Here is a 26,233-nt window from a genome sequence, read left to right on the forward strand (position 1 = left end):
GCGCAAGCTTCGCACCCTATTGTCATTACGGGGCCAAAAGGTCTCGGATTCTATGAATGACGGTGCGGAACAGAATGAATCTGTTAAATCAAATCCCTCAGGTCCTGAAGAATATCGCGGCGCTGGGTCAGACACGGCTGCTGATGCTGGGCGGCGTGGGCGTTGTGTCCATGGCCGTTATCCTTGCAGCAGCGCTCTACGTGAACCGTCCCGCTTACGAGACCCTTTATGTAGGGCTTGAAAAAAGCGACCTCAACAAAATCAGCATTGCGCTTGCCGAATCGGGGCTGGACTTTCAGGTCGGAACCGACGGTTCGAGCCTTCAGGTTCCCGTTGGACTGACCAGCAAGGCAAGGCTGCTTCTGGCCGAGCGCGGTCTGCCTGATAGCGCCAATGCCGGTTACGAGCTTTTCGACAATGTCGGTTCTCTCGGCCTGACCTCTTTCATGCAGGAAGTGACGCGCGTCCGCGCCCTCGAGGGTGAGATCAGCCGCTCCATCCAGCAGATCGACGGGATTGCCGCCGCACGCGTCCATATCGTCATGCCTGACGTCGGCAATTTCCGCCGTGGCGAACAGAAGCCCACCGCATCGGTCATGATCCGCGCCAGCGCCACCGCAGGTCGCAAGGCGTCCGCCTCCATCCGTCACCTCGTCGCCTCGGCCGTTCCCGGCCTCGAAGTCGATGACGTCACCCTGCTCGATTCCACCGGCCAGCTTCTGGCTTCCGGCGACGATGTCACCAACGCCGCAATGAACCGCTCGCTGACACTGGCGCAGAATGTCCAGCAGGAAATCACCACCAATATCGACAAGGCGCTGGCGCCTTTCCTCGGCATGGACAATTTCCGCTCGAGCGTGACCGCGCAGCTGAACACCGACAGCCGCCAGATCCAGGAGACCGTTTATGATCCGGAATCGCGCGTCGAACGCTCTGTCCGCACGGTAAAGGAAGACCAGAAGTCCCAGGAAACGCAGCCGGATACCGCAGCGACCGTGGAACAGAACGTACCGCAGGCCGCCCCGCAGGGTGGCGGCGGTGGCCCGCAGTCCTCCGACCAGTCGGCCAAGAAGGAAGAGCAGACCAATTACGAGATCAACTCGAAAACGGTCGCTACCGTCAAGAACGGCTACACTGTCGAGAAGATTTCGGTCGCCGTGGTCGTCAACAAGGGTCGCATTGCCAAGATGGTCGGCGAACCCGTCGATCAGGCCAAGATCGACGCCTATCTTGCCGAAATGCAAAAGATCGTGACGTCGGCGGCGGGCATCTCTTCCGATCGCGGTGATATCGTCACGCTGACGGCAATGGACTTCCTCGAAACGCAATTGCTCGACGAGGCCGCCAGCGGTCCGGGCGTCATGGAAGTGTTGAGCCGCAATTCGGCTGGCATCATCAACTCGCTCGCCTTCGTCGCTGTCGCCTTCCTCGTCATCTGGCTTGGTGTGCGTCCCCTGGTCCGCACGGTGGCCGGCAATGGTGCGGCCGCGGGTCAGCTCAGCCAGGAGACCGCCGGTCTCGAACTGCCGGATTTCTCTCCCGGCATGGATGCAGGTGCTGGTGGTCTCATGGAAGGTTTCGGAGCGGATTTCGGCTTCGACAGCACCGACGATCTTCTGGCGGGTGGCGACAGCGAAGGCACCTTCAACCGCCGGGTTCGCGAAGGACCGGAACGCAGGCTCTCCCGCATGGTGGAAATCAGCGAGGAAAGAGCAGCCAAGATCCTGCGCAAATGGGCAGTGGAAAAGGCAGCGTGATTTTGAAAAGGCCGGTTTTACCCCGGCCTTTTTCGCATTTTCGGGCTTTTTACTATCCTTGGTCGTCGGGCCGTGGCATTCTCGTTTCAGGACAGTGTTTACAAAAAATTCATCAACGATACAGTTTGCTGGGAATAGGCTGAGAATGCCGTTTATGAATTGGCCAGCTTTTCAGTATGTTTTTTTAGCAATAGACGAATGAGGAAATACGTGGAAAGGCTGTTGTCAGGTAATGGCAAATTCCGGTCGGTTCCATAAAATGAAGTGATTCGGTCTCCGGGGGCGTGCCATTCCATTTTGGTAAGCTTCTTGAATGGAATGATTCCATCCCGATGTATAATCTCCCGCTGGGAGCAAGAGGGCGTAGGCGATTGAAAGTCGATGTTGATATCCGCAGGCTGTCTGCCAAGCCTATGGAGGGCATGGGTAAGCCCTTGCCGCGCGATCAGCTTGCCAAGAACGTCGCAGCCACGGCCGCTGCCGGCAACGTTGCAGGCGCACTGGATTTGCTCGTAACCTACGCCGGCGCCTCGCATTATCTGCTGGCGCGGGATGATCTTCTCGAAGAAACCGGTCTGAAATTCATCGTCACATCCGACTGGCCGTTCGATCTGGTACGCAGGCTCGGCATTGAGCTGACGAACAGCCAGAACAGATCGAGCGAAATGGAGAAATGCCTTTCGCTTCTGCGGCCGCGATTATTGTTTCTTCCCGACGATGTTTCTGTTCCCTACGGTATCGACCGGCAATATTCCGCACTGTCTTTCTGCGTGGGCCGCATCCGCCTTTCCCTTCTTCTGCTGTTTCCCGAACATGCTGTTCCTTCACCGGAACGTCTGCGCGAAATCGCGCTGTTGACGGGTTATTGCGTCAGCTTCGGCATCGCCAGCGAAGCAAAGGCCGTGCGTGATATCGATCTTACCGAGCGCGAGCTCGAATGCCTGTTCTGGATTGCAGAGGGCAAGACAAGCGACGAAATTGCGATGATCCTTGGCATTTCGCGCAATACGATCAATAATTACATTACAAGCGTGATGCGTAAAACCGCGACGAAAACCCGCTCGGAGGCAATTGCCTACGCCGTGCGCAACAACCTCGTATAATGGTCGGACGGATGGTACAGACGAAAGACAATGAGGGTACAGGTCAGACGGGCATGTTTTACCGCAGCCCTGTCGCAACGAGCCGGTCGGATCTGTTTCCGAAGCTCGTCGCCATGCAGAAGCTGGTCGGCGCACGAAATTTCGTGGTGACGAAGGCTGCCGCTTCCGGTTTTCCCAACAAGAAGAAACTGACCTGCGAGCTGGAAAACTGGGGCATGAATGCCGCAGAACAGAGCACGCAGTTCATCCGCGCCGTCGGCGATATTCTTCTTGATCATATCGAGACGTCGCTGTTGCCGGTCATCTGGCGCAACAAGAATGCCGGCGGCTTTGCCGATCTTCCCGATGTTCCGGCGTTGCTGCGCCGGATTGAAAACGACACATTGCCCTATGCCGGGCTGGCCATGCCGGTGCGGCTCGGCACCATCGGTAATGGTTACATCGTTTTCTGCGGCACCAATCTTGTTCTCGACAACGAGGTCGTCATCGAACAGCACATCAAATGCTGCGAGATCATGGTGGACATGCTGGCGCTCGACGAGCGCAAGGCGGCTCCCTCGGAAGCACTGAGCGAGAGGGAAATCGCCTGCCTGCAACTGGCGGGTGACGGCCGGATCAGTGAAGAGATCGCTGTCAAGCTCGGGCTTTCCGTGCACACGGTCAATGCCTATCTCGGTTCCGCGACGATCAAGCTTGATTCCGTCAACCGTATTCAGGCGATCGCCAAGGCCATCCGGCTCGGCTATATCCATTGATCGCGGACGGGGCTTTCCCGTCCCGTCAAGCCACGCTGGCTCAGCCCTTGCAATTGCACCCCTAAAAGGTGCCATCGGCACTTCGCGCTTTTTTAACAGTTGCCAACTAGAACTTTTATAAGTTTGGCTTTGGGGAACTGTTTCATGCACAACCGGCTCTTTAAGACCGTTGCGAGCAAGGTCGTCGCGCTGACAATCGGCTTGATCATGCTCAGTGTGGCCGCAGTTGGTTTTTCCACCTTCATGCGCCTGAAAGACAATATCATCACCACGGCGCTGCGCGATACCAACAGCGCGATGCGTAGCATGGCTATCCTTTACGAGATGAAGGTTGGTGGCGTCACCCTCGACATGGGCGATGGAGAGCTGAAGAGTGTCGGCCGCGCCAGCATCGGGACATTGCGCGACAACGACCTCGTCGACCGCACGGCAGCTGGCAACGGCGGTATCGCCACGGTTTTTGAAACCAAGGCCGGTGAATATGTCCGCATGACCACCAATCTGAAAAATGAAAAGGGCGAGCGCGCGGCGGGCACCAAGCTTGCCACCGATCATCCTGCTTTCGAAAAAGTCAGCAAGGGTGAAGCCTATTTCGGCCCTGCCACGCTTTTCGGCACCAACTACATGACCGGTTACATGCCGGTTACCAACAAGTCCGGCGCCACCGTCGGTATTCTCTTCGTCGGCGTTCCCATGGCCGTCTACGAAGCCCAGATATTCGGCCTGCGCGACCTGATGCTAATCTGCGGCGCGCTGGCCATGGTTGGCGTCGGGCTGCTCGCCTATTTCGTCATCAGGCGCACTCTGAAGCCGCTGGGCAAGCTGACCGATGCGGTAAAGTCTCTTTCAGACGGTAATCTCGACACGCCAATCCCCTATGCCACCAACACCAACGAATTCGGCAACATCGCCCGTGCGCTGGCGATCTTCCGCGAGAACGCGCTTGAGAAACTGGCCATCGAAGGACGAAGCGCCGATGAACGCTCCGTGGCGGAATCCGAACGCCACCGCAACGACGCTGAAAAGCAGGAGCTGGATAGCCAGATCGAATTTGCGGTGAGTGAGATCGCGTCCGGTCTCGGCAGGCTTTCGCGTGGCGATCTCAGCCGTACGATCGAGACACCTTTCACCGGCCGTCTAGACCGGCTGCGCACGGATTTCAACGGTTCCCTGCTCAACCTTCGCGATGCGCTGGGGCAGATCCGTGAGCGCACGCTGATCATCCAGCATAGCGGCTTTGAAATCGAGCAGTCGTCGGTTGACCTGTCGAAGCGCACCGAAAATCAGGCAGCCTCTCTGGAAGAGACCGCCGCCGCCGTCGAGGAAATCACCGCGACGGTCAGATCGTCGGCCGAGCGGGCACGGGAGGCCAATGAGGCCGTTCGCATTACCAAGCAGAGCGCCGATAGTTCCGGCTCGGTCGTCAGCAATGCCGTTGATGCCATGGGCCGCATCGAAGGCGCTTCCCGTAAGATCGAGCAGATCATCGAGGTCATCGACGATATCGCCTTCCAGACCAATCTCCTTGCGCTCAATGCCGGCATCGAGGCGGCGCGTGCGGGTGAGGCGGGTAAGGGTTTTGCCGTAGTGGCGCAGGAAGTGCGTGAACTGGCGCAACGTTCCGCCGATGCAGCCCGCGAAATCAAGCAGCTCATCAACCAGTCGACGCACGAAGTCAGCACCGGATCGAAGCTGGTGCAGGAGGCGGGCACGGTTCTTTCCGCCATCAGCCAGCAGATCGTCACCGTCAGCCAGCACGTCGAAACCATCGCAACGGCGACGCAGGACCAGTCATCCGCGCTTCACAACGTCAACGGTTCCGTCAACCAGATGGACCAGATGACGCAGCAGAATGCGGCCCTTGCCGAACAATCCAGTGCGGCAAGCCGGGTGCTGTCCGGCGAGGTGGAGGCCTTGCTTGATCTCGTCCAGCGTTTCCAGATGGAGCAGGGTTCGGCGGCAGGCAGGGATCGATTGAACCGGGCCGCCTGATATCCCCAATTCGCAAAATCAAAAACTCCCGGATCGCAAGGTCCGGGAGTTTTTTATTCCGCCGCTGCCCGTGCCGTGCTGGATATCTGGTTGATATAGGCGCGCAGCGCCGCCGGTTTGACCGGCTTGTGCTGAACGGAAATCCCGTATTTTTCGGCATCGCTGCGCACCTCCGGGCTGCGATCCGCCGTCACCAGCAGGGCAGGGATCGTCTTGCCGTAGAAAGTCCGGATGAGGCGGATGGCGCTGATGCCGTCACCATCATCGAGATGGTAATCGGCGATGATGACATCAGGCGCTGCCGTCAGTTTCAGGAAGGGTTCCTCCAGCGTCGCCACCGAACCTGCCGGCAGAACCTCACAGCCCCATCCCGTCAGCAACAATGTCATGCCCTCGAGGATTTTCGGCTCATTATCGATGCACAGGACCCGCACCCCCTGAAGGCGGTCGCTCGCCGCCGCATTGCTGACCGCGCCACCCGATTTGGACGGCGCAACGCGGTCTGATTCACGCGGCAGATGAATGCGGAAGGTCGTACCCTTGCCGGGCGTCGATATCAGCTGCACGGGATGGTGCAGCATACGCGACAGCCGGTCGACAATGGAAAGGCCGAGCCCGAGGCCGGATGCCGTTTTTGCGCCTTCGTCCAGCCGGGCGAATTCCTTGAAGACGGTGCGGAATTTGGATGCGGGAATACCGATGCCGGAATCCGTCACCTGAATGACGACTTCGCCGCCCCGGCGGCGGGCACCGACAACGACCTTGCCTTTCAGCGTATATTTGATGGCGTTCGAGACCAGATTCTGCACGAGCCGCCGCAGGAGATTGGGGTCGGAACGGACCGTGAGCGAAGTGGGCATGACTACGAGGTCGAGGTTCTTTTCCTGCGCCATGGGTGCGAAATCGGTTTCGATGCGTTTCAGCAGTTCATTCAGCGGCACCGATGTCATGCGCGCTTTCATCGAGCCGGTGTCGAGACGGGAAATGTCGAGAACAGCGCCGAGAATGGTTTCGACCGATTCCAGCGCTGAATCGATATTGTGGACGAGGTCACTTTCTCCCGAGGCGCCAAGCCGTTCGACAAGTGAGGAGGAATAGAGGCGTGCTGCATTGAGCGGCTGGAGAATGTCGTGACCGGCGGCGGCGAAGAACCGCGTCTTGCCGATATTCGCCTCGTCGGCCGATGCCCGTGCCTCCGCCAGTTCGCGGTTGACGCGGGTAAGTTCGACGGTTCGTTCCGCCACCCGCTGCTCCAGCGTCTCGTTGGCCTGTTTCAGCGCCTGATCGCTCGCCACTCGCTGCGTAATGTCCGTGAAGGTGGCGACGATGCCTTTGTCCGGCATGGTGTTGGAGCGCACTTCGATGATGCGCTCGCCGCCGGCCAGCACCAGCGAGAAGGGCAGGTCCATGGTCAGGAAACTGGTGATCAGCTCGTCCGTATCGCCTGCCGGCATGTCGCCACGCTCCTGCAGCATCGAGACGATATCCGTCAGCGGCACGCCCACCTGGCCGAATTGTTCCGGCAGATCCAGCAGGGTGCGGAAGCGCCGGTTCCAGATGGTCAGCTGCTGCGAGCTGTCGAAAACAGCGATGCCCTGGTCCATCTGCGCCAGCGCCGTTTGCAGCATGTCCTGATTATATTGCAGGGCTTCACTCGCCTGATCGAGCAGCCAGGCCGTGTCTGCGCTGGTATCTTCCGCCTTCTGGAGAATGATGGAAAGCACAAGGCGGGCTGAGGAGGAGCCGATGGCGCTGCCCAGCAATTGTTCGGAAAAATGGATCAGCGCCATATCCGCTGGCTGGTCGTCATTGAGCTTCCGGCCCGCCGTCTTCTCATAGGTCGCGAGTGAACGCAGCATGCGCTCTTCGCCGAGATAACGGGCAATCGCGCTTTTGAGGTCGCCGACACTGACCCGGGTTTTCCAGCCGCGTGTGGCGAATTGCGATTTCGAGTGGCGCTTGACGAAAATGCCGGACTGGATGCGCTCCACCGGCCGCGGGTTGCGCGACAACGAGCCGAGCACGAAGGCCATGCTGTTGACGAGCAGGCTGAGGATGACGGCATTCACGAACGGATCGGCTTCCGGTCCGTTGAAGACGGTGCTGCCGGAAAACAGGAAGCCGAGAATATTCGCGGCCACTTCGGAATTGTCAGGCCCGCCGAAGCTCGGCAGAAACAGCAGATAGGCCCAGACGAAAAAGCCTGAACTGAGGCCGGCAATTGCGCCGCGCGCATTGGCCCGCCGCCAGAACAGGCCGCCGAAAAGGGCAGGGGCCATCTGGGCGATGGCGGCGAATGCCAGGAAGCCGATGGAGGCAAGCCCTGTCGCGCTGTCGGCGGCGCGATAATAGAAGTAACCCAGCAGCATCACCGCGAAGATCGCCGTTCTGCGGATGTTGAGCAGTGTTTTGGCGAAATTGTCCCGGTGCGGCGAGCGATTCAACAGCTTCTGCCGCAGAAAGATCGGCATGACGATGTCGTTGGAAATCATGATCGACAGCGCCACCGAGGCGACGATAACCATTGCGGTCGCCGCCGAAAACCCGCCGATGAAGGTAATGAGAGATACGACCGGCATCTGATGCGTAAGCGGCAGTTGCAGGACGTAGAGATCGGCGCTGCCGTTTGCGCCGAGCGTCAGAATACCGGCGAGCGCGATCGGCAGCACGAAGATGTTGATGGCGATGAGATAGAGCGGCAGCAGGAAACCCGCCATGCGCAATTCTTCCGGCGTGCGGTTTTCCACCACCGTGACGTGGAACTGGCGCGGCAGAAGGATGATGGCGAAGCCGGACAGCAGGGTCATGACGATCCAGCGGCTGACGGGCGTGTGATAGGATATGGCCCGCATGGCCTGTTCATTCTCCGTGGCGAGCCGCCACAGATGCACAGGCCCGTCGAAAAGGACAAACAGCACGTAGAAGCCGACGGTACACATTGCGACCAGCTTGACCAGCGATTCCATCGAAATCGCCAGGATGAGCCCGTCCTGATGTTCTGTCGCATCGGTGTGGCGGGTGCCGAACATGACGGCGAAACCGGCCATGACGATGGTGACGACCAGCGGCAGATCGAGGAAATAGAGATTGCCGCTGCCGATGCCGTAGTCACCGGGATCGACCATCGTCGCCACCGAATTGGAAACGGCTTTCAACTGCAGGGCAATATAGGGAATGGCGCCGACAAGCGCGATGACGGCGACGATCATCGCCACGGTGGAGTTCTTGCCGTAACGGGCGGCGATGAAATCCGCAACCGATGTCAGCTTTTCCGTTTTGGCCAGCTCGACGATTCGGCGAATGATCGGCATGCCGATCGTGAAGGCAAGGATCGGCCCGGTATAAATGCCGAGGAACTCCAGCCCCTTGTCCGCGGCAAGCCCGACGCCGCCGAAATAGGTCCAGGAGGTGCAATAGATCGCCAGGCTCAGCGCATAAACGAACGGCCGCCCCTTCTTAGGGGCGTTTCTTTCCCGGCTGTTTCTATCCCCGAAGCTTGCAACCGCAAACAGCAGCAGGACATAAGCGAAGGCCGAACCGAATATGATCCACCCAGGAAGCACGCATCCTCCCCATGCAAGAATTCCCTGATATGAGCATAGGCGAATTCCATGCCGTTGAGAATGAGCGCGGTCTGATCATAAAGTTCAAGACGAGCGTGCAAAAAAGCTAACAAATGCAATCTTGACGAATTCCAAATGCGAAGGGGAACCTATATGGTTGAGCGTGTAGGGACAGTCACATAGCTTCAGCTTTCGAAGCAGGAGAGAGGGACAATCTGGATGCTAAACGAATTTAAAACCTTCATTGCCCGCGGCAATGTCATGGATCTGGCCGTCGGTGTCATCATCGGTGCGGCTTTCAGCAAGATCGTCGATTCCGTCGTCAACGATCTCATCATGCCGATCGTCGGCGCAATTTTTGGCGGCTTCGATTTCTCGAACTACTTCCTGCCGCTGAGTTCCGGCGTCACCGCCCCCTCGCTTGCCGCTGCCCGTGATCAGGGTGCCGTCTTTGCTTATGGCAACTTTCTGACCGTTCTCATCAACTTCCTCATCCTCGCCTGGATCATTTTCCTGATGGTCAAGGGCGTCAACAGGCTTCGTGCCTCGGTGGAAACCAAGAAGGCCGAAGAAAAGACGGAAGCGGCGCCGCCGCCGGAAGATGTCAAGCTTCTCACCGAAATCCGCGATCTGCTCAAGACGCGCTGAGACCGACATTATCCCCGGCCTGGTTTTGCTGACCTGCGCGGACGGCTCACTTGCGCCGGGGATCGATCCATAAAGAAAATCCATGTTCGCCTCACGGAATATCATGCATATGGCCGGTTCGATGCGATAAGAAGGCACCAAACGGAGTGTCTTTAATGTCCATTTTGAACAGTCTGAGTGCGCGCTCTCTGGCGGCTCCCGAGAGCGGCATCGTCGAGGTTGTGAATTATGCCCGGGGGCGGGATAATCTGCTGCCGCTCTGGGTCGGCGAAGGCGATCTGCCGAGCCCGGACTTCATCAATCAGGCTGCGATTGATGGGCTAAAGAATGGCGAAACCTTCTACACCTGGCAGCGCGGCATTCCCGAACTGCGCCAGGCACTCAGCCGCTATTACGAACGGCATTTTGCGGCATCGCTGCCGCCGGAGCATTTTTACGTCACCGGTTCCGGCATGCAGGCGATTGTGCTTGCCGTGCAGGCGCTGACTTCGCCGGGCGACGAGATGGTGTATCTTTCACCCACCTGGCCCAATATCGTCGCCGCCATCGGCGTGGCGGGCGCAAAGGCGGTTCCGGTCGGTATCGATTTCCGTGACGGTCGCTGGGACCTCGATATTGGCAAGCTGGAAAGCGCCATCACCGGCAAGACCAGGGCGCTTTTCATCAACACGCCTTCCAACCCGACCGGTTGGACCGCGACGCGCGACAATCTTCGCGATGTTCTGGCGCTTGCCCGCAAACACGATCTCTGGATCGTCGCGGACGAGATTTACGCGCTCTATCACTATGCCGGCACCCGCGCGCCTTCATTCCTCGACATCATGGAGCCGGACGACAAGATCATCTTCGCCAATTCCTTCTCGAAGAACTGGTCGATGACCGGCTGGCGTGTCGGCTGGCTTGCAGCACCGCCGGCGATTGGCCAGGTCATCGAAAACCTCATTCAATATTCCACGTCGGGCGTCGCGCAGTTCATGCAGCGTGGCGCAGTCGCAGCCCTCGATCAGGGTGACGGCTTCATCCGCGAAAACTACGAACGTGCCCTGGCGTCCCGCGATATTCTCTGCGATGCGCTGATCGCAACGAACCGGGTTGAAACGCTGAAGCCGGATGGCGCTCTTTACGCCTTCCTCAAGATAGACGGTGTCACGGACAGCCGCGCCACGGCGCTGGATATCGTTGATAAAACCGGCGTAGGCCTTGCACCCGGCACGGCATTCGGCCCGGGTGGAGAGCTGTTTCTGCGCGCCTGTTTCCTGCGCAACCCCAGGCAGATAGAAGATGCAGCCGATCGGCTGGCGTCTTACATCCTCGGCAGGTAGGTCTCGGTCTTCCCTGCAATGTTTGCCTGTCGCGTTGGTACATCCCCGCGACAGGTGCATTTGCTCAAAAAATCACAGTGAAGCTCCAAAACTACAACCCCACGGCGTAACCATCGACGTGCGGGCTTTTCTGTGCTATGCGCTTTCTGTTCCTTTTATGAGAACATTTTCATCTAATAAATAAAAAGCACTTCATTGCGCTAACCAATCGTAAGCCACCTTTTCAGAGGGCTGAGGGCTGGGTCGCGTATTTGCTGTGCAAGTAATCAATGATGAAGAATTATTGGCTTTGATGGGCTCAAGAAAAGCAAACAGGGAAGTAAAGTCATGGCTGTTCTGGTCACGGGTGGAGCAGGTTACATAGGAAGCCATATGGTGTGGGCTCTGCTCGATGCCGGGGAAGAGGTTGTTGTTGTCGACCGGCTTTCCACGGGGTCTCGCTGGGCTGTTGCACCGGCTGCGCGTTTCTATCTGGGGGATGCGGCCGATCGCACCTTGCTCGACCAGATTTTCGAAGAAAACCAGATCGAGACAATTTTCCACTTTGCCGGTTCCCTCAGCGTTCCTGAATCGATCAGCCGGCCGCTCGAATATTACGAAAACAATACCGGTACGACCCGCGCCCTTGTCGCTGCAGCCGTCGCCCATGGCATTCGCAATTTCATCTTTTCGTCGACAGCCGCCGTCTATGGCAACCAGCCCTTTGATGGCCCGGTGCCGGAAACGGCGATCCTGAGCCCTGAAAATCCCTATGGCCTGTCGAAACTCGCCTCTGAAATCATGCTGCGCGACGTCGTGCAGGCGCATGATTTCAATTATGTGGCGCTGCGTTATTTCAATGTCGCCGGAGCCGATCCGCAGGGTCGTGCTGGTCCTTCTCCAACGGGCGTGCCAAACCTCATCAAGGTCGCCTGCGAGGCCGCAACCGGCCGTCGGGCTCGGGTTGAGGTCTATGGAACGGACTATCCGACCGCTGACGGCACGGGCGTTCGCGACTATATCCATGTTAGCGATCTCATCGATGCGCATATGCTGGCCATGGCGCATCTGCGCGCCGGTGGCGGCACCCGAACCTTGAATTGTGGTTATGGTGTCGGTTATTCGGTGCTGGATGTGCTGCACGCGGTGCGGCAGGAATCGGAGCAGGATTTCCCGGTTATCCATTGTCCGCGCCGGCCGGGTGATATTGCGGCCATGGTAGCGGATTCCACCCGTATTCAGTCGGAGCTGGGTTGGCGTCCGCGTTTCAACGATCTGGCGATCATCGTTCGCACCGCTCTTCAGTGGGAAGCCAAGCGCCAGGCGCAGCAAAGCGACAGAATTCCCCCGGTCCGGCGCAAGCTGGCAGCGATAGGCTGAGCAGGTTCCGCATCAGCGGATAGCGTTGTTCTTGACGGAAGGATAGGCGACCGGCCGATCCGAAGTGCTGGCGGTGGGAAGCCATCGCCCCCTGTCGAAAAAACGGCGCGTCAGCTTCAGCCCTGGCGACTGTTCATTCGCGAGCAAAATCACGTTCATGCGATGCGGTGCGGTCGACTCCGGCTTGACGGAGACCGAAATGCCGAAATGCTGTGCCTGATAGGGCTGCATTCCGCGTGCCGGTTCAAGCATGGCGGCAAGGTCGCTCCAGCGGGTTTGCCCGATAATCAGGGCCAGCGCATCGTCAAGCTTTGCTTTAATGGCGGCACCGTCAGGCGTCTCAGGCGCCACGGCCTTCATTCGGATGGATCTGATTTCGCCGGACGGCTCTCCCCTGATCTCAAGGAACAGCGATGCCCGTTCGACGGGCGTTGCCGCATTCCCCTCGCCAAGGTCGGCCATGCATTCGAAGTTGCGGATATTCACCGGGCTTGCGTGCCAGCCTTGTCGGTTGGAAAAACCCTCGGCGGCGAAACGGTCACAGAGGTCCTTGCCGGAAAGCACGAAATCGCGTGCGAAAGATGCCCTGTCGCCGGTTTTCTCGAATTTCAATAGATGAGGCGGCAGATAGATCTTTCTGGCCGCGAGCTTTTGCCGCTTGACGGGTTTCACTTTGGGCGGCGGCTCGGCGGAATAGATGGCAGGCGCCAGATTGAAATAGGTCAGCAGGCTCCTGAGGTGCTTCTTATCGTTGGCAAGCAGTACCGTCGCCAATATGGCGAGGCAAACGGCCAGCACCGCAAACAGCAACGCGCCATGGCTTACTCTTTTTTGCAGGCTTGCGTCCATCGCAGGACCCTATGGCTACCGGGGCAGGGCGGCAGCCTTTCTTGATATGGATTTTCGGGCCGTTTTTTGCCCTGTGAATATGGATGTAAGTGGAAGCTCAAAAAAATATATCATGCAATCCACCGCCGGAATCTCCGGCGGTGTGTGGTGTTATTCGGATGTATTTTTACCCGTGTCCTGCCCGCCGGCGCTGCTTTCATCGTCTGCGACCGGAATGGCGTAGGAGCCATTCAGCCAGCGGGCAAGATCGAGCGAGCGGCAGCGATCCGAACAGAACGGATAATCGTCGCGTGTCGAGGGCCGCCCGCATTCCGGGCACGGCTGGGATTTACGGAGCGGCGTGACGTTACCGGCGCCTTCCGTGGAGGGTTTTGCCATGGTCTATCCCTCGAGCCAGCCCGACGTCACCTCAAATCCTTCACCGGACAAAAGCGACATGGTCTCGTAAAGCGGCAGGCCGACGACGTTGGTGTAGGAACCGGTCAATTTCTGCACGAATGCGCCGGCAATGCCCTGAATGCCATAGGCGCCTGCTTTACCGCGCCATTGCCCGGAGGCGATGTAGGCGTCGATTTCGCGCGTCGAGAGGCGTTTGAAGCGCACCTTGGTTTCCACCACCTTCTGACGGATTTTGCCGCCGGGTATCACAAGGCAGATGCCGGTATAGACCCAATGGCTACGTCCCGAGAGAAGATGCAGCGCTGCCGAGGCGTCTTCGGTATATTCCGCCTTGCCGACGATGCGACGGCCTACGGCCACGACGGTGTCGGAGCCGAGAACATAGGCGTCTTTCCACGTCTGCTCGCTCTTCAGCGCCGCATGCGCCGCTTCGGCCTTCTGCAGCGACAGACGACGACACAGCGTGCGCGGATGCTCAAGCTTCGCAGGCGTCTCGTCGATATCCATCGGCATCAGGCGTGCCGGCTCGATGCCGATCTGATGCAACAGTTCCAGACGCCGCGGTGAGCCGGATGCCAGAACGAGCTTTTGTTTTGAGTTTGTCATTGCGCTGCCCGGGCGTCCGATGCCTAAAACGGATTACTTGAAGCGATAGGTGATGCGGCCCTTGGTCAGGTCGTAAGGCGTCATTTCAACCAGTACCTTGTCGCCGGCCAGAACGCGGATACGGTTCTTGCGCATGCGGCCCGCGGTGTGGGCGATGATTTCGTGTTCGTTCTCAAGCTTCACGCGGAATGTTGCGTTCGGCAGCAATTCGGTTACGATGCCCGGGAATTCAAGGACTTCTTCTTTTGTCATGTAAGGGTTTTCTTCCTGTTGATAGTGCCGGACATGCCCTGTCCGGGAAAATTGCGCGGAAACTACACAATCCCGGCACATTTGTGAACCTCTAAAGCATCGGCATGAAAATCAGTAATGATTTTCATGAGGCAGCGGCCATTTTCACTCTTTTGAAAGCGTATCCGCCACCGGCTGCTGCCGCCCCGGCAGGCGTTCCGAAATAAGTTTCGACAGATGGTCCCGCACTTCGCGATAGGCGTCGAGAATCTGTTCGCGTGTGCCTGTGATGACCGTCGGATCCATTGTCGGCCAATAGACCACATCGAGCGAATTCGAGCGCGTCAATTCAAGCGCGGCGTGATGGGCTTCCGGCGTTAATGTAATGATCAGATCGAAAAAATCATCCTCGATCTCGTCCAGCGTGCGCGGTTTGTGTTTGCCGAGCGAAAATCCCTGCTCTTCCAGCACTGCATCCACGAAGGGGTCGCGCTCTCCGGCCCGCACGCCAGCCGACTGGATGTAAATGCCGGGCGCTACCAGCCGTTTGGCGATGACTTCCGCCATGGGGGAACGGATGGAGTTCATGCCGCACATGAAGAGGACCGATTTGGGCGCTCGTCCCTCGTTTGGCGCTGCGGCAGGATCGCTCATCTCTAACCCCGCCAATAGAGCACGCAGACAAGGGTGAAGAGGCGGCGCGCCGTATCGAAATCCACCGTGATCTTGCCGGACAGCCGGTCCATCAGGGTCTGCGAGCCGTCATTGTGAATGCCGCGCCGGCCCATGTCGATTGCCTCGATCTGACTGGGCGTGGAGGAGCGGATCGCCTCATAATAGCTTTCGCAGATCAGGAAATAATCCTTGATGATGCGGCGGAACGGCGTCAGCGACAGAATATGGGTCGAGACGTCTTTTTCGTCTTCGGTTTTGATGGCGAAAACCAGCTTGGCATCAACAAGCGAAATATGCAGCCGATATGGCCCGCCATCGTGGCCCGCCGGCTCAAAGGTGTTTTCTTCGATCAGGTCGAAAATGGCGACGGCGCGTTCATGCTCCACGTCAGGCGTGGACCGGCCGATGCTATCGTCCAGAACCACATCGCAGAGCCGGAAATTGCCTGAAGCCATCGCTTAACTTTCCGGATTGAGGCGAATGGAGACCGAGCGCGCGTGCGCATCCAGCCCTTCCGAACGCGCAAGGGTGATTGCTGCCGGTGCAAGCTGGCGCAACTGCTCTGGTCCAAGGCGCAGGATCGAGGTGCGCTTGACGAAATCCAGCACCGAAAGCCCGGAGGAGAAGCGCGCCGAGCGCGCCGTCGGCAGAACATGGTTGGAGCCGCCGACATAATCGCCGATCACCTCAGGCGTATGACGCCCAACGAAGATGGCACCGGCATTGCGGATGTGGGCCATCAGCGCATCCGGATCATCGACCGCAAGTTCCAGATGTTCGGCGGCGATGCGGTTGGCCAGCGGAATGGCGTCGGTGAGCTTCTCAACCAGAATGACCGCGCCGAAATCGGCCCAGCTCGCCGCCGCCGTCTCGGCGCGCGAGAGGCGCTTCAACTGCCGTTCGACGGCTGCTTCCACCGCCTTGCCCAGTTCGGCATTGTCGGTGATGAGGATGGATTGCGCCCCACGATCATGCTCCGCCTGCGCCAGAAGATCGGCGGCCAGCCAGTCCGGATCATTGTCCCTGTCGGCAATGACGAGCACTTCGGAAGGTCCGGCGATCATGTCGATACCAACGGTGCCGAAGACTTGCCGCTTTGCTGCGGCCACATAGGCATTGCCGGGGCCGACGATCTTGGCGACCGGCGCGATGGTTTCCGTGCCATAGGCAAGGGCTGCGACGGCCTGCGCGCCACCGATGCGATAGATTTCCTCAACACCGGCAATACGCGCCGCAGCAAGAACCGCGGGGTTTATCACGCCGCCATTGGCCGGCACGACCATGACGATGCGCTCCACGCCGGCGACCTTTGCCGGTACGGCATTCATCAGGACAGAGCTGGGATAGCTGGCGGTACCACCAGGCACATAAAGGCCGACAGCCTCGATGGCCGTCCAGCGCGAGCCGAGACCCACACCAATATCGTCTTCGTAGATGTCGTCCTTCGGCATCTGCCGCGCGTGGTGTTTTTCAATGCGCCGGGCCGCGAGTTCGAGGGCTTCGATGATGTTTTTGTCGACCGCTGAATAGGCGGCATCGATTTCATCCGCCGTTACCCGCATCGACACCTTGGTAAAATCGAGGCCGTCGAATTTCTGGGAATAATGGGCAAGGGCCGCATCGCCGCGCTGACGGACATCGTTGATGATGTCGCGAACCGTCGCATTGACGTCTTCGGAAACTTCCCTCTTGGTTGTCAGGAAGGCTGCGAATTTCTGTTCGAAATCAGCCGATGCCTGCTCCAGCCAGATTGCCACGCCATTACCCTTTCATTGTCCCCGCGGACGATGCCGCAAGGTTCACGAACTCGCCGCGCAATAATCGCGGCTCTGGTATGTGGCATAAATCGAAACGGTCACGAAAGGCAACCGTTGCGACGGTATGGAGTGTTTATTCGCTATCGGGATGATGCGGTTTGGCGGCGGTTTCCCATGCGCCGCTCACATCGGTCAGCTGCGCCTCGATGCATTCGACATCGAGCGCAATGGCGCCGCCGCCCGAAAGCGTCAGCTCAACGGCTCCATCTGGCCCTTCGCCATTCTGCACGAAGCGTATGGCGAGAAGCGACAGGACCTGCTCCTTGTCGGTGCGGTTGATGCCATAGGAGCGCACGGCGGAAACCCGCTTGAGGAAAACCACGCTGCGGCAGCGTTCCGGCGGCAGGTTCTTCTTGTCGGCGCTTTCCCATACGAAACGATTGGCGGAAAGCGTGAACTGGCCGTGTTTCGGCTCGAAGGCAACGTCTTTCAGTTTGAAGACGCTGTCCTGCATATGCGTCGAGATGACGGAGAGATCTTCAGTATCCAGCGCGAGCAATTTCAGGCCGCTCATCATTTTTTCCTTTTCCGCGGGCCACGGGCCGCAATGTCTATTTCTTGTACTGGAAATAGGCAGTCGAGGCCCGCTCTGCAACGGGTAGGAACCGGATGAGCGGCAATGAAAGGATCAATCGCTGACGCGTTCGACCAGTGCGCCGCAGCGGGTAAGCTTTTCTTCGAGGCGTTCGAAACCGCGATCGAGATGGTAGACGCGCGAAACCATGGTCTCGCCTTCCGCCACCAGACCGGCAATGACCAGCGAGACCGAGGCGCGCAGATCGGTCGCCATGACAGGCGCACCCTTCAGGCGGGAGACGCCCTCGATGCGGGCCATCTGGCCGGAAAGTGAAATCTTCGCGCCGAGGCGGGCCAGTTCCTGCACATGCATGAAGCGGTTTTCGAAGATGGTTTCGGTAATGTGGGAAACGCCCTGCGAGCGGGTCATCAGCGCCATGAACTGCGCCTGCAGATCGGTGGGGAAGCCGGGGAAGGGCTCGGTGACAACATCGACCGGCTGGATGCCATTGCCGTTGCGCACCACGCGAAGGCCGGTCTCGGTCTCGCTGATCGTCACACCCGCAAGCCGCAGCGTATCGAGCGCATTGTCGAGCAGCGAAGCGCGCGTGCCTTCCAGCACCACGTCACCGCCGGCCATGGCAACCGCCATGGCATAGGTGCCGGTCTCGATACGATCAGGCAGAACCCGGTGGCGCGCGCCGGAAAGCGAGGTGACGCCCTCGATGGTGATGGTCGAGGTGCCCGCACCTTCGATCTTCGCGCCCATGGCGGTGAGGCACTGCGCCAGATCGACCACTTCCGGCTCGCGGGCCGCGTTGTGAATGACGGTGGTGCCGCGAGCAAGGCTTGCGGCCATCAGCATCACATGCGTTGCGCCGACGGAGACTTTCGGGAAGGTGTAAACCGCGCCGATCAGGCCACCCTTGGGGGCTGTGGCGTTGATGTAGCCGCCGTCGATTTCCATCGTCGCGCCGAGCGCCTCGAGGCCCTCGATAAACAGATCAACCGGGCGCGTGCCGATGGCGCAGCCGCCGGGCAGGGAAACGCGGGCGCGGCCTTCACGGGCCAGAAGCGGGCCGATGACCCAGAAGCTGGCGCGCATCTTGGAAACCAGCTCATAGGGGGCCGTCGTATCGACCACGGTGCGGCAGGTGAAATGGACGGTGCGGGAATAGGCTTCGCCCTGGCTTTCGCGGCGGCCATTGACGGAAATATCGACGCCGTGATTGCCGAGAATACGGATGAGCTGTTCAACATCGGCCAGATGCGGCACGTTTTCGAGCGTCAGCGTGTCGCTGGTCAGAAGCGATGCGATCATCAACGGCAAGGCAGCGTTTTTTGCGCCGGAGATGGGGATGATGCCGTTAAGCTTGTTGCCACCCGTAATTCTGATGCGATCCATGCGTCCCTACGGGCCTGTGCCCGCCTTTCTTATCATGCCTTGCGGAAAGGCGCGTCCTTAGACGAATTTCCGCGGCGTTTCAATTTATGCTGATGAATTCTCTATGAGGATGATTCGTCCGTTTTTGCGGCAGGCAGACCGATTGTATCGTCCGCATCGCCGGCGCGGCGCGCACGAACCTGCTGTTTACGCTTCAGAAGGTTTTCACGAAGCTTCTTGGCCGCCCGCGCCTTGCGCTCCGCTTCGCGCTGCCGCGCCTTCTCGCCAGGGCCAGCCTGCACATTGCCGTTCGCCGTCAAGGCGGACGGCTCTGCGGAAGCCTCCACGGAAACCCCCGCCTTCGCCTGTTTGTCATGATGTTCGTTCATAAATTCAGCAATATCCGAAAAATGCATTTTTCAACAGGGGGAACGCTTTTTTGGCCCGCTTGATGAAGAATATCGTTTTGCGACTTGCGCTCATCAAAAACCTATGGCAATAGGCCGCCACGCTTGATGCTGAAGCACACGCTTCGGCACCGGATGCTGCTATAGCTCAGGGGTAGAGCACTCCCTTGGTAAGGGAGAGGCCGAGAGTTCAAATCTCTCTAGCAGCACCATTTCTTCCATAAATTCAAGAAATTACGCACGTTCCAGAGCCGCGGCATTGGCCTGCTGCGCACTGCTTGCGCACTTCCCCGAGCGCTCCCCACAAGCCCTGGAGAACAGAGATCCAGACGAACGGAAAACCGCGCCTCTTGCGAAGCGCGGTTTCCATATCCGAATATTCTGTTGCTGCCAGAGCGGGACGAAACCGCCCGTAGCCAACGGGCGCCGCTTACTGGCGGAATAGCGACAGGATATTTTCGGAGCTGGTATTGGCGATGGAGAGCGACTGGATCGCCAGCTGCTGCTGCGTCTGGAGAGCCTTCAGTCGGGTGGATTCTTCGTTCATGTCGGCGTCAACGAGGCGGCCGATGCCCTTGTCGATGGAGTCGGTCAGCTTCGAGACGAAGTCTTCCTGCAGATCGAGACGCATCTTGATCGAACCAAGATCGGCACTTGCGCTGATGAGCGATTCCAGCTGCGTGTTGACGAACTGGATCATGTTGTCGAGACCGTCATTCTCTGTCAGCGGCTGGCCCTTGGCATCCGTCAGGCCGCTGAGGTCCTTGGTGATGTCCAGATCGATCAGCGAATAATCAAGTTTCTGTGCCATCTGCGACGTTGCCGCAGCGGTTTCGAGATAGATGTTGTTGTTGGAAGAGCCACCGGTGCCAATTGCCGTCACCATGGTGCCAGCAGGCGTCGGTGCCGTATTGTTGGCCTTCACATAAAGTGCTTCGCCAGCTGCGTTTTCACCGATCTTGAAATAGGTGCCGTTGTTTCGTGCAGTGGTGGCGGCGGCAACGGTTACGAGGCCGGTTGTTGCGTCTGCAGCGGAAACCGTGGTTGTCGTGCCCGAGGGGAAGCCCAGAAGCTGAGATTGGGTAAATACTTTTGCAGTGGAAGGCGTGGTTGTTGCGACACCTGCAGGCGTCGTCGTCGTGATCTCGAAATCGCGCAGAACGCCGGTGTCGGAGTAATAGGCAGAGCTGTCGAGAATGCCGTTTTTCGTCGCGCCGGTGGACGTATCGAAAAGCGCCGTCTTGTTATCGACCTGAATGTTGATGGTCTTGACGGCGACATTACCTGCGCCATCGCGGATGAAGGAGCCGACGACCTGTTTGGTGATGGGTGTCAGGTTACCGGAGGCGTCGCTGATCTTGCCTTTCAGCCAGTTTTCGCCGGAGAAGGAGGCGGATTCGCCGATGCTCTTCAGCTGGTCCTGAAGCTGGCGGATTTCTTCCTGGATCTTGGCCTTGTCGACACCTGCTTCGCGGGCGGCAACCAGCTTCTTGCTGATTTCCTTGACGACATCGACGGTGGTTTCCATGGCGGAATAGGCGGTATCGACCTTGGCGGCGCCGAGGCCGAGCGCGTCCTGCACGGCGGACAGAGCGCCATTATCGGAACGCATGGTGGTCGCGATCGACCAGTAGGCGGCGTTGTCGGATGCGGTCTTGACGCGCAGGCCGGAGGAGACGCGCGACTGCGTTTCTTCCATGCTGCTGCCGATGGCGCGAAGGGTCTGCAGGGCGGCCATTGCCGCGACGTTCGTCAAAATGCTGGTCATAATTATTTGCCCCTTGATTGGCTGAAATGAAAAGGGACATTCCGGATTGCCGCCGGGAACGATCGAGCGGCTTGATGCCTGTTAACCTCTTTTTCGTCTTGGTTAACCAATCGTTTCGATGACTAGGTTTTAGGCGGCGAATGGTTAACAAAGCCTAAATCGCTATTAATAAAAATTAGGAAATAATAATTTCTCTTAACCATAATGAAAAAGCCGCGCTCGAGGCGCGGCTTTCCATTTTGAGTGATGTCGCTTGCGATTAACGGAAGAGCGAGAGAATGCTCTGCGAGTCGTTGTTGGCGATCGACAGGGCCTGAACAGCCAGCTGCTGCTGGGTCTGAAGAGCCTTGAGGCGCGTGGATTCCTCGTTCATTTCAGCGTCCACGAGGCGGCCGATACCCTTGTCGAGCGAGTCGGTCAGCTTGTTGACGAAGTTTTCCTGCAGTTCGACACGCATCTTGACTGAACCAAGGTCGGCGGAGGCGGAGATCATACTCTGGAGCTGCTTGTCGACGAATACGATCATCGCGTCGAGATACTGGTTCGCAGAAAGTGCGGAACCGTCCGCATTCGTCAACGTTCCGACGAGATCCTTGGTGATGTTCAGAGACGTCAGAGAGTAGGAAAGCGCTTTCGCCAGCTGGTTACCGGTTCCTGTTTGAAGATAAACGTTCTGACCATCCTTGGACGTGCCGATCGCGACAGTGCCGAGCGCTTTCTGAGCCGTGTCGATGGCGGCAGTACCCGTTGAAGCGGTGGCTGCCGTGCCATCACCCATGACTTTGACATATTGATCGTCGCCGATCTTCAGGTAAGCGCCGTTCTCCGTTGCCGTCGAACCCAAAGTGACAACATAGAGGCCGGTGGTAGCGTCAGGGGTAACAGCGACCGGCGTTCCCGCCGTTGCAGGCGTCAGAGCCTTCAGCTGCGCTTCATTGAACACTACTGCTGCCTTGACCGTAGTCGCCTTTGCAGCGCCGACGCCCGTCGTGATTTCGAAGTTCTTGTACGACCCCGTCGAGGAATAGACGGCGAAAGAGTCGAGAATGCCCTGCTTGTCCTTCGCAGCGCCGGAAGACGTATCGAACAGGACGGTGTCATTGCCGAGCGCGACATTGATGGTCTTTACCGAAACGTTGCCGCTGTTGTCGCGGATAAAGGAGCCGACAACTTCCTTGGTGATGTCGGCCAGTTTACCCGTGCCATCGCTGATCTTCGCCTGCAGCCAGTTCTCGCCGGAGAAGGACGAGGAGCTGGAGATCGACTTCAACTGATCCTGCAGCTGGGCAATTTCTTCCTGGATCTTTGATTTGTCGACGCCGGGTTCGCGGGCGGCAACCAGCTTGTTCTTGATTTCCTTGACGACGTCGATCGACGATTCCATGCCGGAATAGGCGGTATCAACCTTGGCAGCGCCGAGGCCGAGAGCGTCCTGGACAGCGGACAGAGCGCCGTTGTCGGAACGCATGGTTGTCGCGATCGACCAATAGGCGGCGTTGTCGGAAGCTTCGCCGACACGCTGACCGGAAGAGACGCGGTCCTGTGTGGCTTCCATGTTCTGGCCGATGGAACGCAGGGTCTGGAGTGCAGACATGGCTGCAACGTTTGTCAAAATGCTGGTCATAATAAATTGCCCCTTGAATGGCTGATTAGAAAAGGGACATTCCGGTTTCACCGGGAACAGCGCGCAGCGTCATGCCTGCTAACCGGCTGATTTTTAATGGTTAGCTCGCCGTTTCGATGGCTCTAGCTAACCGCTTCATGGTTAATAAATACTTAAAGTAGTAAAAATGTGATGGTGAAATTTTTACGTGTAAATCATCTAAAAAAGTTAAAAATAATATAACCGCACCTGTCTCCGGATGCGGCGTTCCAAATGGCAATACGCCATGGCTGGTGCTTCGCCCGCTTTTTACTGGATAATCTCGAGGTGAACTCAATTTTGCCGTCCGCGGAAAAACGGAATGCCAGGTAAATTTCAATTCCCTTCGAGGGGGCGATAAACGAAAAAAAGCCGCGCTCGAGGCGCGGCTTTCCATTCTGGGTGATACGCTTGCGATTAACGGAAGAGCGAGAGAATGCTCTGCGAGTCGTTGTTGGCGATCGACAGGGCCTGAACAGCCAGCTGCTGCTGGGTCTGGAGAGCCTTGAGGCGCGTGGATTCCTCGTTCATTTCAGCGTCCACGAGACGGCCGATACCCTTGTCGAGCGAGTCGGTCAGCTTGTTGACGAAGTTTTCCTGCAGTTCGATGCGCATCTTGACCGAGCCGAGGTCGGCGGCGGCGGACGTCATGCTCTGGAGCTGCTTGTCGACGAAGGAAACCATGGCGTCGAGGGACTGCTCGGCGGTCAGGGTCACGCCGGTCGGGCCGACGAGATCCTTGGTGATGTCGAGCGACGTCAGCGAGTAGTTCAGGGCTTTGGCGAGCTGGTTGTTGGCGCCGGTTTCAAGATAGACGTTCTTGCCATCCTTCGTCGTGCCGATTGCCACGGTGCCAGCCGTAACCTGTGCCGTGTCAACAGTGGTGGCGTTGCCGGTGGTGCCGTCACCCATAACCTTGACGAACTGGTCGTCACCGATTTTCAGATAAGCGCCGTTCTCGGCTGCCGAAGCGTTGGCCACGACGACCAGGCCGGTTGTCGCATCCGCGACGGCAGTAACCGGAGTAGCAGCAGCAGCGGGCGTCAGACCCTTAAGCTGTGCTTCGGTGAATACCATTGCAGCCTTGACTGTGGTGGCCTTGGCAGCGCCAACACCAGTCGTAATTTCGAAGTTCTTGTAAGCGCCGGTCGAGGAGTAGGAAGCGAAGGAATCGAGGATGCCCTGCTTGTCCTTTGCAGCGCCGGAAGACGTGTCGAACAGGACGGTGTCGTTGCTAAGGGCAACGTTGATCGTCTTGACGGAAACGTTGCCACCGGAATCACGGATGAACGAACCGACGACCTGCTTGGTGACGTCGGTCAGCTTGCCTGTGCCGTCGCTGACTTTCGCCTGCAGCCAGTTTTCACCGGAGAAGGACGAAGAACTGGAGATCGACTTCAGCTGATCCTGCAGCTGGGAAATTTCTTCCTGGATCTTGGACTTGTCGACGCCGGGTTCGCGGGCGGCAACCAGCTTGTTCTTGATTTCCTTGACGACGTCGATCGACGATTCCATGCCGGAATAGGCGGTATCAACCTTGGCAGCGCCGAGGCCGAGAGCGTCCTGTACAGCAGAAAGAGCGCCGTTATCGGAACGCATGGTGGTTGCGATCGACCAGTAGGCGGCGTTGTCGGAAGCTTCACCGACGCGCTGGCCGGAGGAGACGCGATCCTGCGTCGTTTCCATGTTCTGGCCGATAGAGCGCAGGGTCTGGAGCGCAGACATAGCTGCGACGTTGGTAAGAATGCTTGTCATGGTAGATTTGCCCCTTGAATGGCTGATTAGAAAAGGGACATTCCGGTTTCACCGGGAACAGCGCGCAGCGTCATGCCTGCTAACCGGCTGATTTTTAATGGTTAGCTCGCCGTTTCGATGGCTCTAGCTAACCGCCTTATAGTTAATGAAGACCTAAGGATTCTCACGTCTCACGATAAAATCTTAATATGCGAATAGTCTGAAAATATCAGAATGAAAAAAGCCGCGCTCGAAGCGCGGCTTTCCGATTTGAATGATGTTGCTTGCGATTAACGGAAGAGCGAGAGAATGCTCTGCGAGTCGTTGTTGGCGATCGACAGGGCCTGAACAGCCAGCTGCTGCTGGGTCTGGAGAGCCTTAAGGCGCGTGGATTCTTCGTTCATTTCAGCGTCTACGAGGCGGCCGATGCCCTTGTCGAGCGAGTCGGTCAGCTTGTTGACGAAGTTTTCCTGCAGTTCGATGCGCATCTTGACCGAGCCGAGGTCAGCGGCGGCGGACGTCATGCTCTGGAGCTGCTTGTCGACGAAGGAGATCATGGTGTCGAGTGCCTGCTCGGCGGTCTGGGTCACACCGGTCGGGCCGACGAGATCCTTGGTGATGTCGAGCGATGTCAGGGAGTAAGCAAGCTTGTCTGCAGTGCTTGCAGCGCCCTGATCGAGATATACAGCGACGCCGCCGACAGAGCCAATCGAGGTGTTTACGACCGGGGCCGTCGGGCCGTCGGAGGCGGCGGGGGCGCCGGCAGCTGCCGAGATGATTTTTACATACTTGTCATCGCCGACTTTAAGGTATGTGCCGGTTGCGGCAATCGGGGAACCCGCCGCTGCGTTTTTGATGACCGCCAGGCCGTTTGCCATCACTTCATAGTCGGCAACCGCAGCGCCATTTCCAAGGGCGCTCGCCTTGAGCTGCGCTTCGGTATAGGTCTCGGCAGCTACGACCTTGGTCGTTGCTGTTGCGGCGGTAGCGCCGGCAGTCAGTTTGAAGAGATCATAGGTGCCGGACTTGGAATAATAAGCGAAGGTATCAAGGATACCGGCCTTGTTCGCGGCGGTGCCCGAAGATGTATCGAACAGCACGGTGTCGGCTGTCAGCGCGACATTGATCGTCTTGACGGAAACATTGCCGCCAGCGTCGCGGATGAACGAGCCGACGACCTGCTTGGTGACGTCGGTCAGGTTACCGGCGCCATCGCTGATCTTCGCCTGCAGCCAGTTTTCACCGGAGAAGGACGAAGAGCTGGAGATCGACTTCAGCTGATCCTGCAGCTGGGAAATTTCTTCCTGGATCTTGGACTTGTCGACGCCGGGTTCGCGGGCGGCAACCAGCTTGTTCTTGATTTCCTTGACGACGTCGATGGACGATTCCATGCCGGAATAGGCGGTATCAACCTTGGCAGCGCCGAGGCCGAGAGCGTCCTGTACGGCGGACAGAGCGCCGTTGTCGGAACGCATGGTGGTCGCGATCGACCAGTATGCGGCGTTGTCGGAAGCTTCGCCGACGCGCTGGCCGGAAGAGACGCGGTCCTGCGTCGTTTCCATGTTCTGGCCGATAGAGCGCAGGGTCTGGAGCGCAGACATGGCTGCGACGTTGGTAAGAATGCTTGTCATGATGAATTTGCCCCTTGAATGGCTGATTAGAAAAGGGACATTCCGGTTTCACCGGGAACAGCGCGCAGCGTCATG

The 26,233-nt window shown here is 58.3% G+C and carries 22 protein-coding genes and 1 tRNA gene; 8 read left to right on the forward strand and 15 right to left on the reverse strand.

Annotated elements, in window-relative coordinates:
• Window positions 1-74: 74 nt before the first annotated feature.
• From fliF to QSV77_RS00800, 4 genes are all read left to right on the forward strand, one after another.
• Complete coding sequence (gene fliF / locus QSV77_RS00785; protein ID WP_302732261.1) at window positions 75-1,757, forward strand: flagellar basal-body MS-ring/collar protein FliF; 1,683 nt, start codon at window positions 75-77, stop codon at window positions 1,755-1,757.
• A 371-nt stretch (window positions 1,758-2,128) separates the two neighbouring features.
• Window positions 2,129-2,860: a helix-turn-helix transcriptional regulator gene (locus tag QSV77_RS00790; RefSeq protein WP_052760248.1), complete on the forward strand. Its 732-nt coding sequence runs from the start codon at window positions 2,129-2,131 to the stop codon at window positions 2,858-2,860.
• A 53-nt stretch (window positions 2,861-2,913) separates the two neighbouring features.
• Window positions 2,914-3,615 (forward strand): helix-turn-helix transcriptional regulator, encoded by a 702-nt coding sequence (locus QSV77_RS00795; protein ID WP_046800731.1) that lies wholly within the window; start codon window positions 2,914-2,916, stop codon window positions 3,613-3,615.
• Between the two features lie 144 nt (window positions 3,616-3,759).
• The gene (locus QSV77_RS00800) at window positions 3,760-5,607 is read left to right on the forward strand and encodes a methyl-accepting chemotaxis protein (protein ID WP_302732262.1); all 1,848 of its coding nucleotides are present in this window, start codon (window positions 3,760-3,762) and stop codon (window positions 5,605-5,607) included.
• Between the two features lie 53 nt (window positions 5,608-5,660).
• Here QSV77_RS00800 and QSV77_RS00805 read toward each other — a convergent pair whose 3' ends face one another.
• Window positions 5,661-9,170: a hybrid sensor histidine kinase/response regulator gene (locus QSV77_RS00805; protein WP_142841087.1), complete on the reverse strand. Its 3,510-nt coding sequence runs from the start codon at window positions 9,168-9,170 to the stop codon at window positions 5,661-5,663.
• Window positions 9,171-9,389: 219 nt separating this feature from the next.
• Between QSV77_RS00805 and mscL the strand changes: the two genes are divergently transcribed.
• The 3 genes from mscL (at window position 9,390) to galE (ending at window position 12,499) form a co-directional block, all read left to right on the forward strand.
• The gene (mscL, locus tag QSV77_RS00810; protein ID WP_142841089.1) at window positions 9,390-9,818 is read left to right on the forward strand and encodes a large conductance mechanosensitive channel protein MscL; all 429 of its coding nucleotides are present in this window, start codon (window positions 9,390-9,392) and stop codon (window positions 9,816-9,818) included.
• Between the two features lie 155 nt (window positions 9,819-9,973).
• Complete coding sequence (locus QSV77_RS00815) at window positions 9,974-11,140, forward strand: pyridoxal phosphate-dependent aminotransferase (protein ID WP_302732263.1); 1,167 nt, start codon at window positions 9,974-9,976, stop codon at window positions 11,138-11,140.
• Between the two features lie 327 nt (window positions 11,141-11,467).
• Window positions 11,468-12,499, forward strand: a complete 1,032-nt coding sequence (gene galE / locus QSV77_RS00820) for a UDP-glucose 4-epimerase GalE (protein ID WP_269698692.1) — start codon at window positions 11,468-11,470, stop codon at window positions 12,497-12,499.
• Between the two features lie 12 nt (window positions 12,500-12,511).
• Here the strand turns inward: galE and QSV77_RS00825 are convergent, their stop codons facing one another.
• The 10 genes from QSV77_RS00825 to QSV77_RS00870 form a co-directional block, all read right to left on the reverse strand.
• A complete protein-coding gene (locus tag QSV77_RS00825) occupies window positions 12,512-13,348 on the reverse strand; it encodes a DUF6030 family protein (RefSeq protein WP_302732264.1) in 837 nt (278 codons plus the stop codon).
• A gap of 150 nt (window positions 13,349-13,498) precedes the next feature.
• The gene (gene yacG, locus QSV77_RS00830; protein ID WP_153513162.1) at window positions 13,499-13,726 is read right to left on the reverse strand and encodes a DNA gyrase inhibitor YacG; all 228 of its coding nucleotides are present in this window, start codon (window positions 13,724-13,726) and stop codon (window positions 13,499-13,501) included.
• 3 nt (window positions 13,727-13,729) lie between these two features.
• Window positions 13,730-14,353 (reverse strand): Maf-like protein, encoded by a 624-nt coding sequence (locus QSV77_RS00835; RefSeq protein ID WP_142841099.1) that lies wholly within the window; start codon window positions 14,351-14,353, stop codon window positions 13,730-13,732.
• A gap of 33 nt (window positions 14,354-14,386) precedes the next feature.
• Window positions 14,387-14,605 (reverse strand): translation initiation factor IF-1, encoded by a 219-nt coding sequence (gene infA / locus QSV77_RS00840; protein WP_004432473.1) that lies wholly within the window; start codon window positions 14,603-14,605, stop codon window positions 14,387-14,389.
• A gap of 144 nt (window positions 14,606-14,749) precedes the next feature.
• The gene (locus QSV77_RS00845; RefSeq protein ID WP_302732265.1) at window positions 14,750-15,238 is read right to left on the reverse strand and encodes a low molecular weight phosphatase family protein; all 489 of its coding nucleotides are present in this window, start codon (window positions 15,236-15,238) and stop codon (window positions 14,750-14,752) included.
• 2 nt (window positions 15,239-15,240) lie between these two features.
• The gene (locus tag QSV77_RS00850; protein WP_302732266.1) at window positions 15,241-15,714 is read right to left on the reverse strand and encodes a UPF0262 family protein; all 474 of its coding nucleotides are present in this window, start codon (window positions 15,712-15,714) and stop codon (window positions 15,241-15,243) included.
• Between the two features lie 3 nt (window positions 15,715-15,717).
• Window positions 15,718-17,016: a histidinol dehydrogenase gene (gene hisD / locus QSV77_RS00855; RefSeq protein ID WP_302732267.1), complete on the reverse strand. Its 1,299-nt coding sequence runs from the start codon at window positions 17,014-17,016 to the stop codon at window positions 15,718-15,720.
• A gap of 133 nt (window positions 17,017-17,149) precedes the next feature.
• Complete coding sequence (locus QSV77_RS00860) at window positions 17,150-17,590, reverse strand: DUF2948 family protein (RefSeq protein ID WP_046800569.1); 441 nt, start codon at window positions 17,588-17,590, stop codon at window positions 17,150-17,152.
• 114 nt (window positions 17,591-17,704) lie between these two features.
• Window positions 17,705-18,997 (reverse strand): UDP-N-acetylglucosamine 1-carboxyvinyltransferase, encoded by a 1,293-nt coding sequence (gene murA, locus QSV77_RS00865; RefSeq protein ID WP_269698675.1) that lies wholly within the window; start codon window positions 18,995-18,997, stop codon window positions 17,705-17,707.
• 101 nt (window positions 18,998-19,098) lie between these two features.
• On the reverse strand, window positions 19,099-19,278 hold the full coding sequence (locus QSV77_RS00870; RefSeq protein ID WP_302733864.1) for a hypothetical protein: 180 nt from the start codon (window positions 19,276-19,278) through the stop codon (window positions 19,099-19,101).
• 242 nt (window positions 19,279-19,520) lie between these two features.
• Here QSV77_RS00870 and QSV77_RS00875 point away from each other — a divergent pair.
• Window positions 19,521-19,595, forward strand: a tRNA-Thr gene (locus QSV77_RS00875).
• A gap of 218 nt (window positions 19,596-19,813) precedes the next feature.
• On the opposite strand, the gene QSV77_RS00880 is transcribed toward QSV77_RS00875, so the two are convergent.
• From QSV77_RS00880 to QSV77_RS00895, 4 genes are all read right to left on the reverse strand, one after another.
• The gene (locus tag QSV77_RS00880; RefSeq protein ID WP_302732268.1) at window positions 19,814-21,151 is read right to left on the reverse strand and encodes a flagellin; all 1,338 of its coding nucleotides are present in this window, start codon (window positions 21,149-21,151) and stop codon (window positions 19,814-19,816) included.
• 259 nt (window positions 21,152-21,410) lie between these two features.
• Window positions 21,411-22,775 carry a flagellin gene (locus QSV77_RS00885; protein ID WP_271360669.1) on the reverse strand — a complete coding sequence of 455 codons (1,365 nt, stop codon included), beginning with the start codon at window positions 22,773-22,775 and terminating at the stop codon, window positions 21,411-21,413.
• A 435-nt stretch (window positions 22,776-23,210) separates the two neighbouring features.
• Complete coding sequence (locus tag QSV77_RS00890; RefSeq protein ID WP_142841114.1) at window positions 23,211-24,548, reverse strand: flagellin; 1,338 nt, start codon at window positions 24,546-24,548, stop codon at window positions 23,211-23,213.
• 269 nt (window positions 24,549-24,817) lie between these two features.
• Window positions 24,818-26,158 carry a flagellin gene (locus QSV77_RS00895; RefSeq protein WP_142841116.1) on the reverse strand — a complete coding sequence of 447 codons (1,341 nt, stop codon included), beginning with the start codon at window positions 26,156-26,158 and terminating at the stop codon, window positions 24,818-24,820.
• Window positions 26,159-26,233: the final 75 nt, after the last annotated feature.

Origin of the sequence: Agrobacterium sp. V1, assembly GCF_030518355.1 — a bacterium.
Lineage (GTDB): Bacteria > Pseudomonadota > Alphaproteobacteria > Rhizobiales > Rhizobiaceae > Agrobacterium > Agrobacterium cucumeris.

Coding starts and splice junctions, on each gene's coding strand:
- QSV77_RS00885 (WP_271360669.1), bottom strand. CDS start 22,775: ATGACCAGCATTTTGACAAACGTTGCAGCCATGTCTGCACTCCAGACC.
- QSV77_RS00835 (WP_142841099.1), bottom strand. CDS start 14,353: ATGACAAACTCAAAACAAAAGCTCGTTCTGGCATCCGGCTCACCGCGG.
- QSV77_RS00795 (WP_046800731.1), top strand. CDS start 2,914: ATGTTTTACCGCAGCCCTGTCGCAACGAGCCGGTCGGATCTGTTTCCG.
- yacG (WP_153513162.1), bottom strand. CDS start 13,726: ATGGCAAAACCCTCCACGGAAGGCGCCGGTAACGTCACGCCGCTCCGT.
- mscL (WP_142841089.1), top strand. CDS start 9,390: ATGCTAAACGAATTTAAAACCTTCATTGCCCGCGGCAATGTCATGGAT.
- QSV77_RS00895 (WP_142841116.1), bottom strand. CDS start 26,158: ATGACAAGCATTCTTACCAACGTCGCAGCCATGTCTGCGCTCCAGACC.
- galE (WP_269698692.1), top strand. CDS start 11,468: ATGGCTGTTCTGGTCACGGGTGGAGCAGGTTACATAGGAAGCCATATG.
- QSV77_RS00890 (WP_142841114.1), bottom strand. CDS start 24,548: ATGACAAGCATTCTTACCAACGTCGCAGCTATGTCTGCGCTCCAGACC.
- QSV77_RS00845 (WP_302732265.1), bottom strand. CDS start 15,238: ATGAGCGATCCTGCCGCAGCGCCAAACGAGGGACGAGCGCCCAAATCG.
- QSV77_RS00825 (WP_302732264.1), bottom strand. CDS start 13,348: ATGGACGCAAGCCTGCAAAAAAGAGTAAGCCATGGCGCGTTGCTGTTT.
- infA (WP_004432473.1), bottom strand. CDS start 14,605: ATGACAAAAGAAGAAGTCCTTGAATTCCCGGGCATCGTAACCGAATTG.
- murA (WP_269698675.1), bottom strand. CDS start 18,997: ATGGATCGCATCAGAATTACGGGTGGCAACAAGCTTAACGGCATCATC.
- QSV77_RS00815 (WP_302732263.1), top strand. CDS start 9,974: ATGTCCATTTTGAACAGTCTGAGTGCGCGCTCTCTGGCGGCTCCCGAG.
- fliF (WP_302732261.1), top strand. CDS start 75: ATGAATCTGTTAAATCAAATCCCTCAGGTCCTGAAGAATATCGCGGCG.
- QSV77_RS00850 (WP_302732266.1), bottom strand. CDS start 15,714: ATGGCTTCAGGCAATTTCCGGCTCTGCGATGTGGTTCTGGACGATAGC.
- QSV77_RS00860 (WP_046800569.1), bottom strand. CDS start 17,590: ATGAGCGGCCTGAAATTGCTCGCGCTGGATACTGAAGATCTCTCCGTC.
- QSV77_RS00880 (WP_302732268.1), bottom strand. CDS start 21,151: ATGACCAGCATTTTGACGAACGTCGCGGCAATGGCCGCCCTGCAGACC.
- QSV77_RS00800 (WP_302732262.1), top strand. CDS start 3,760: ATGCACAACCGGCTCTTTAAGACCGTTGCGAGCAAGGTCGTCGCGCTG.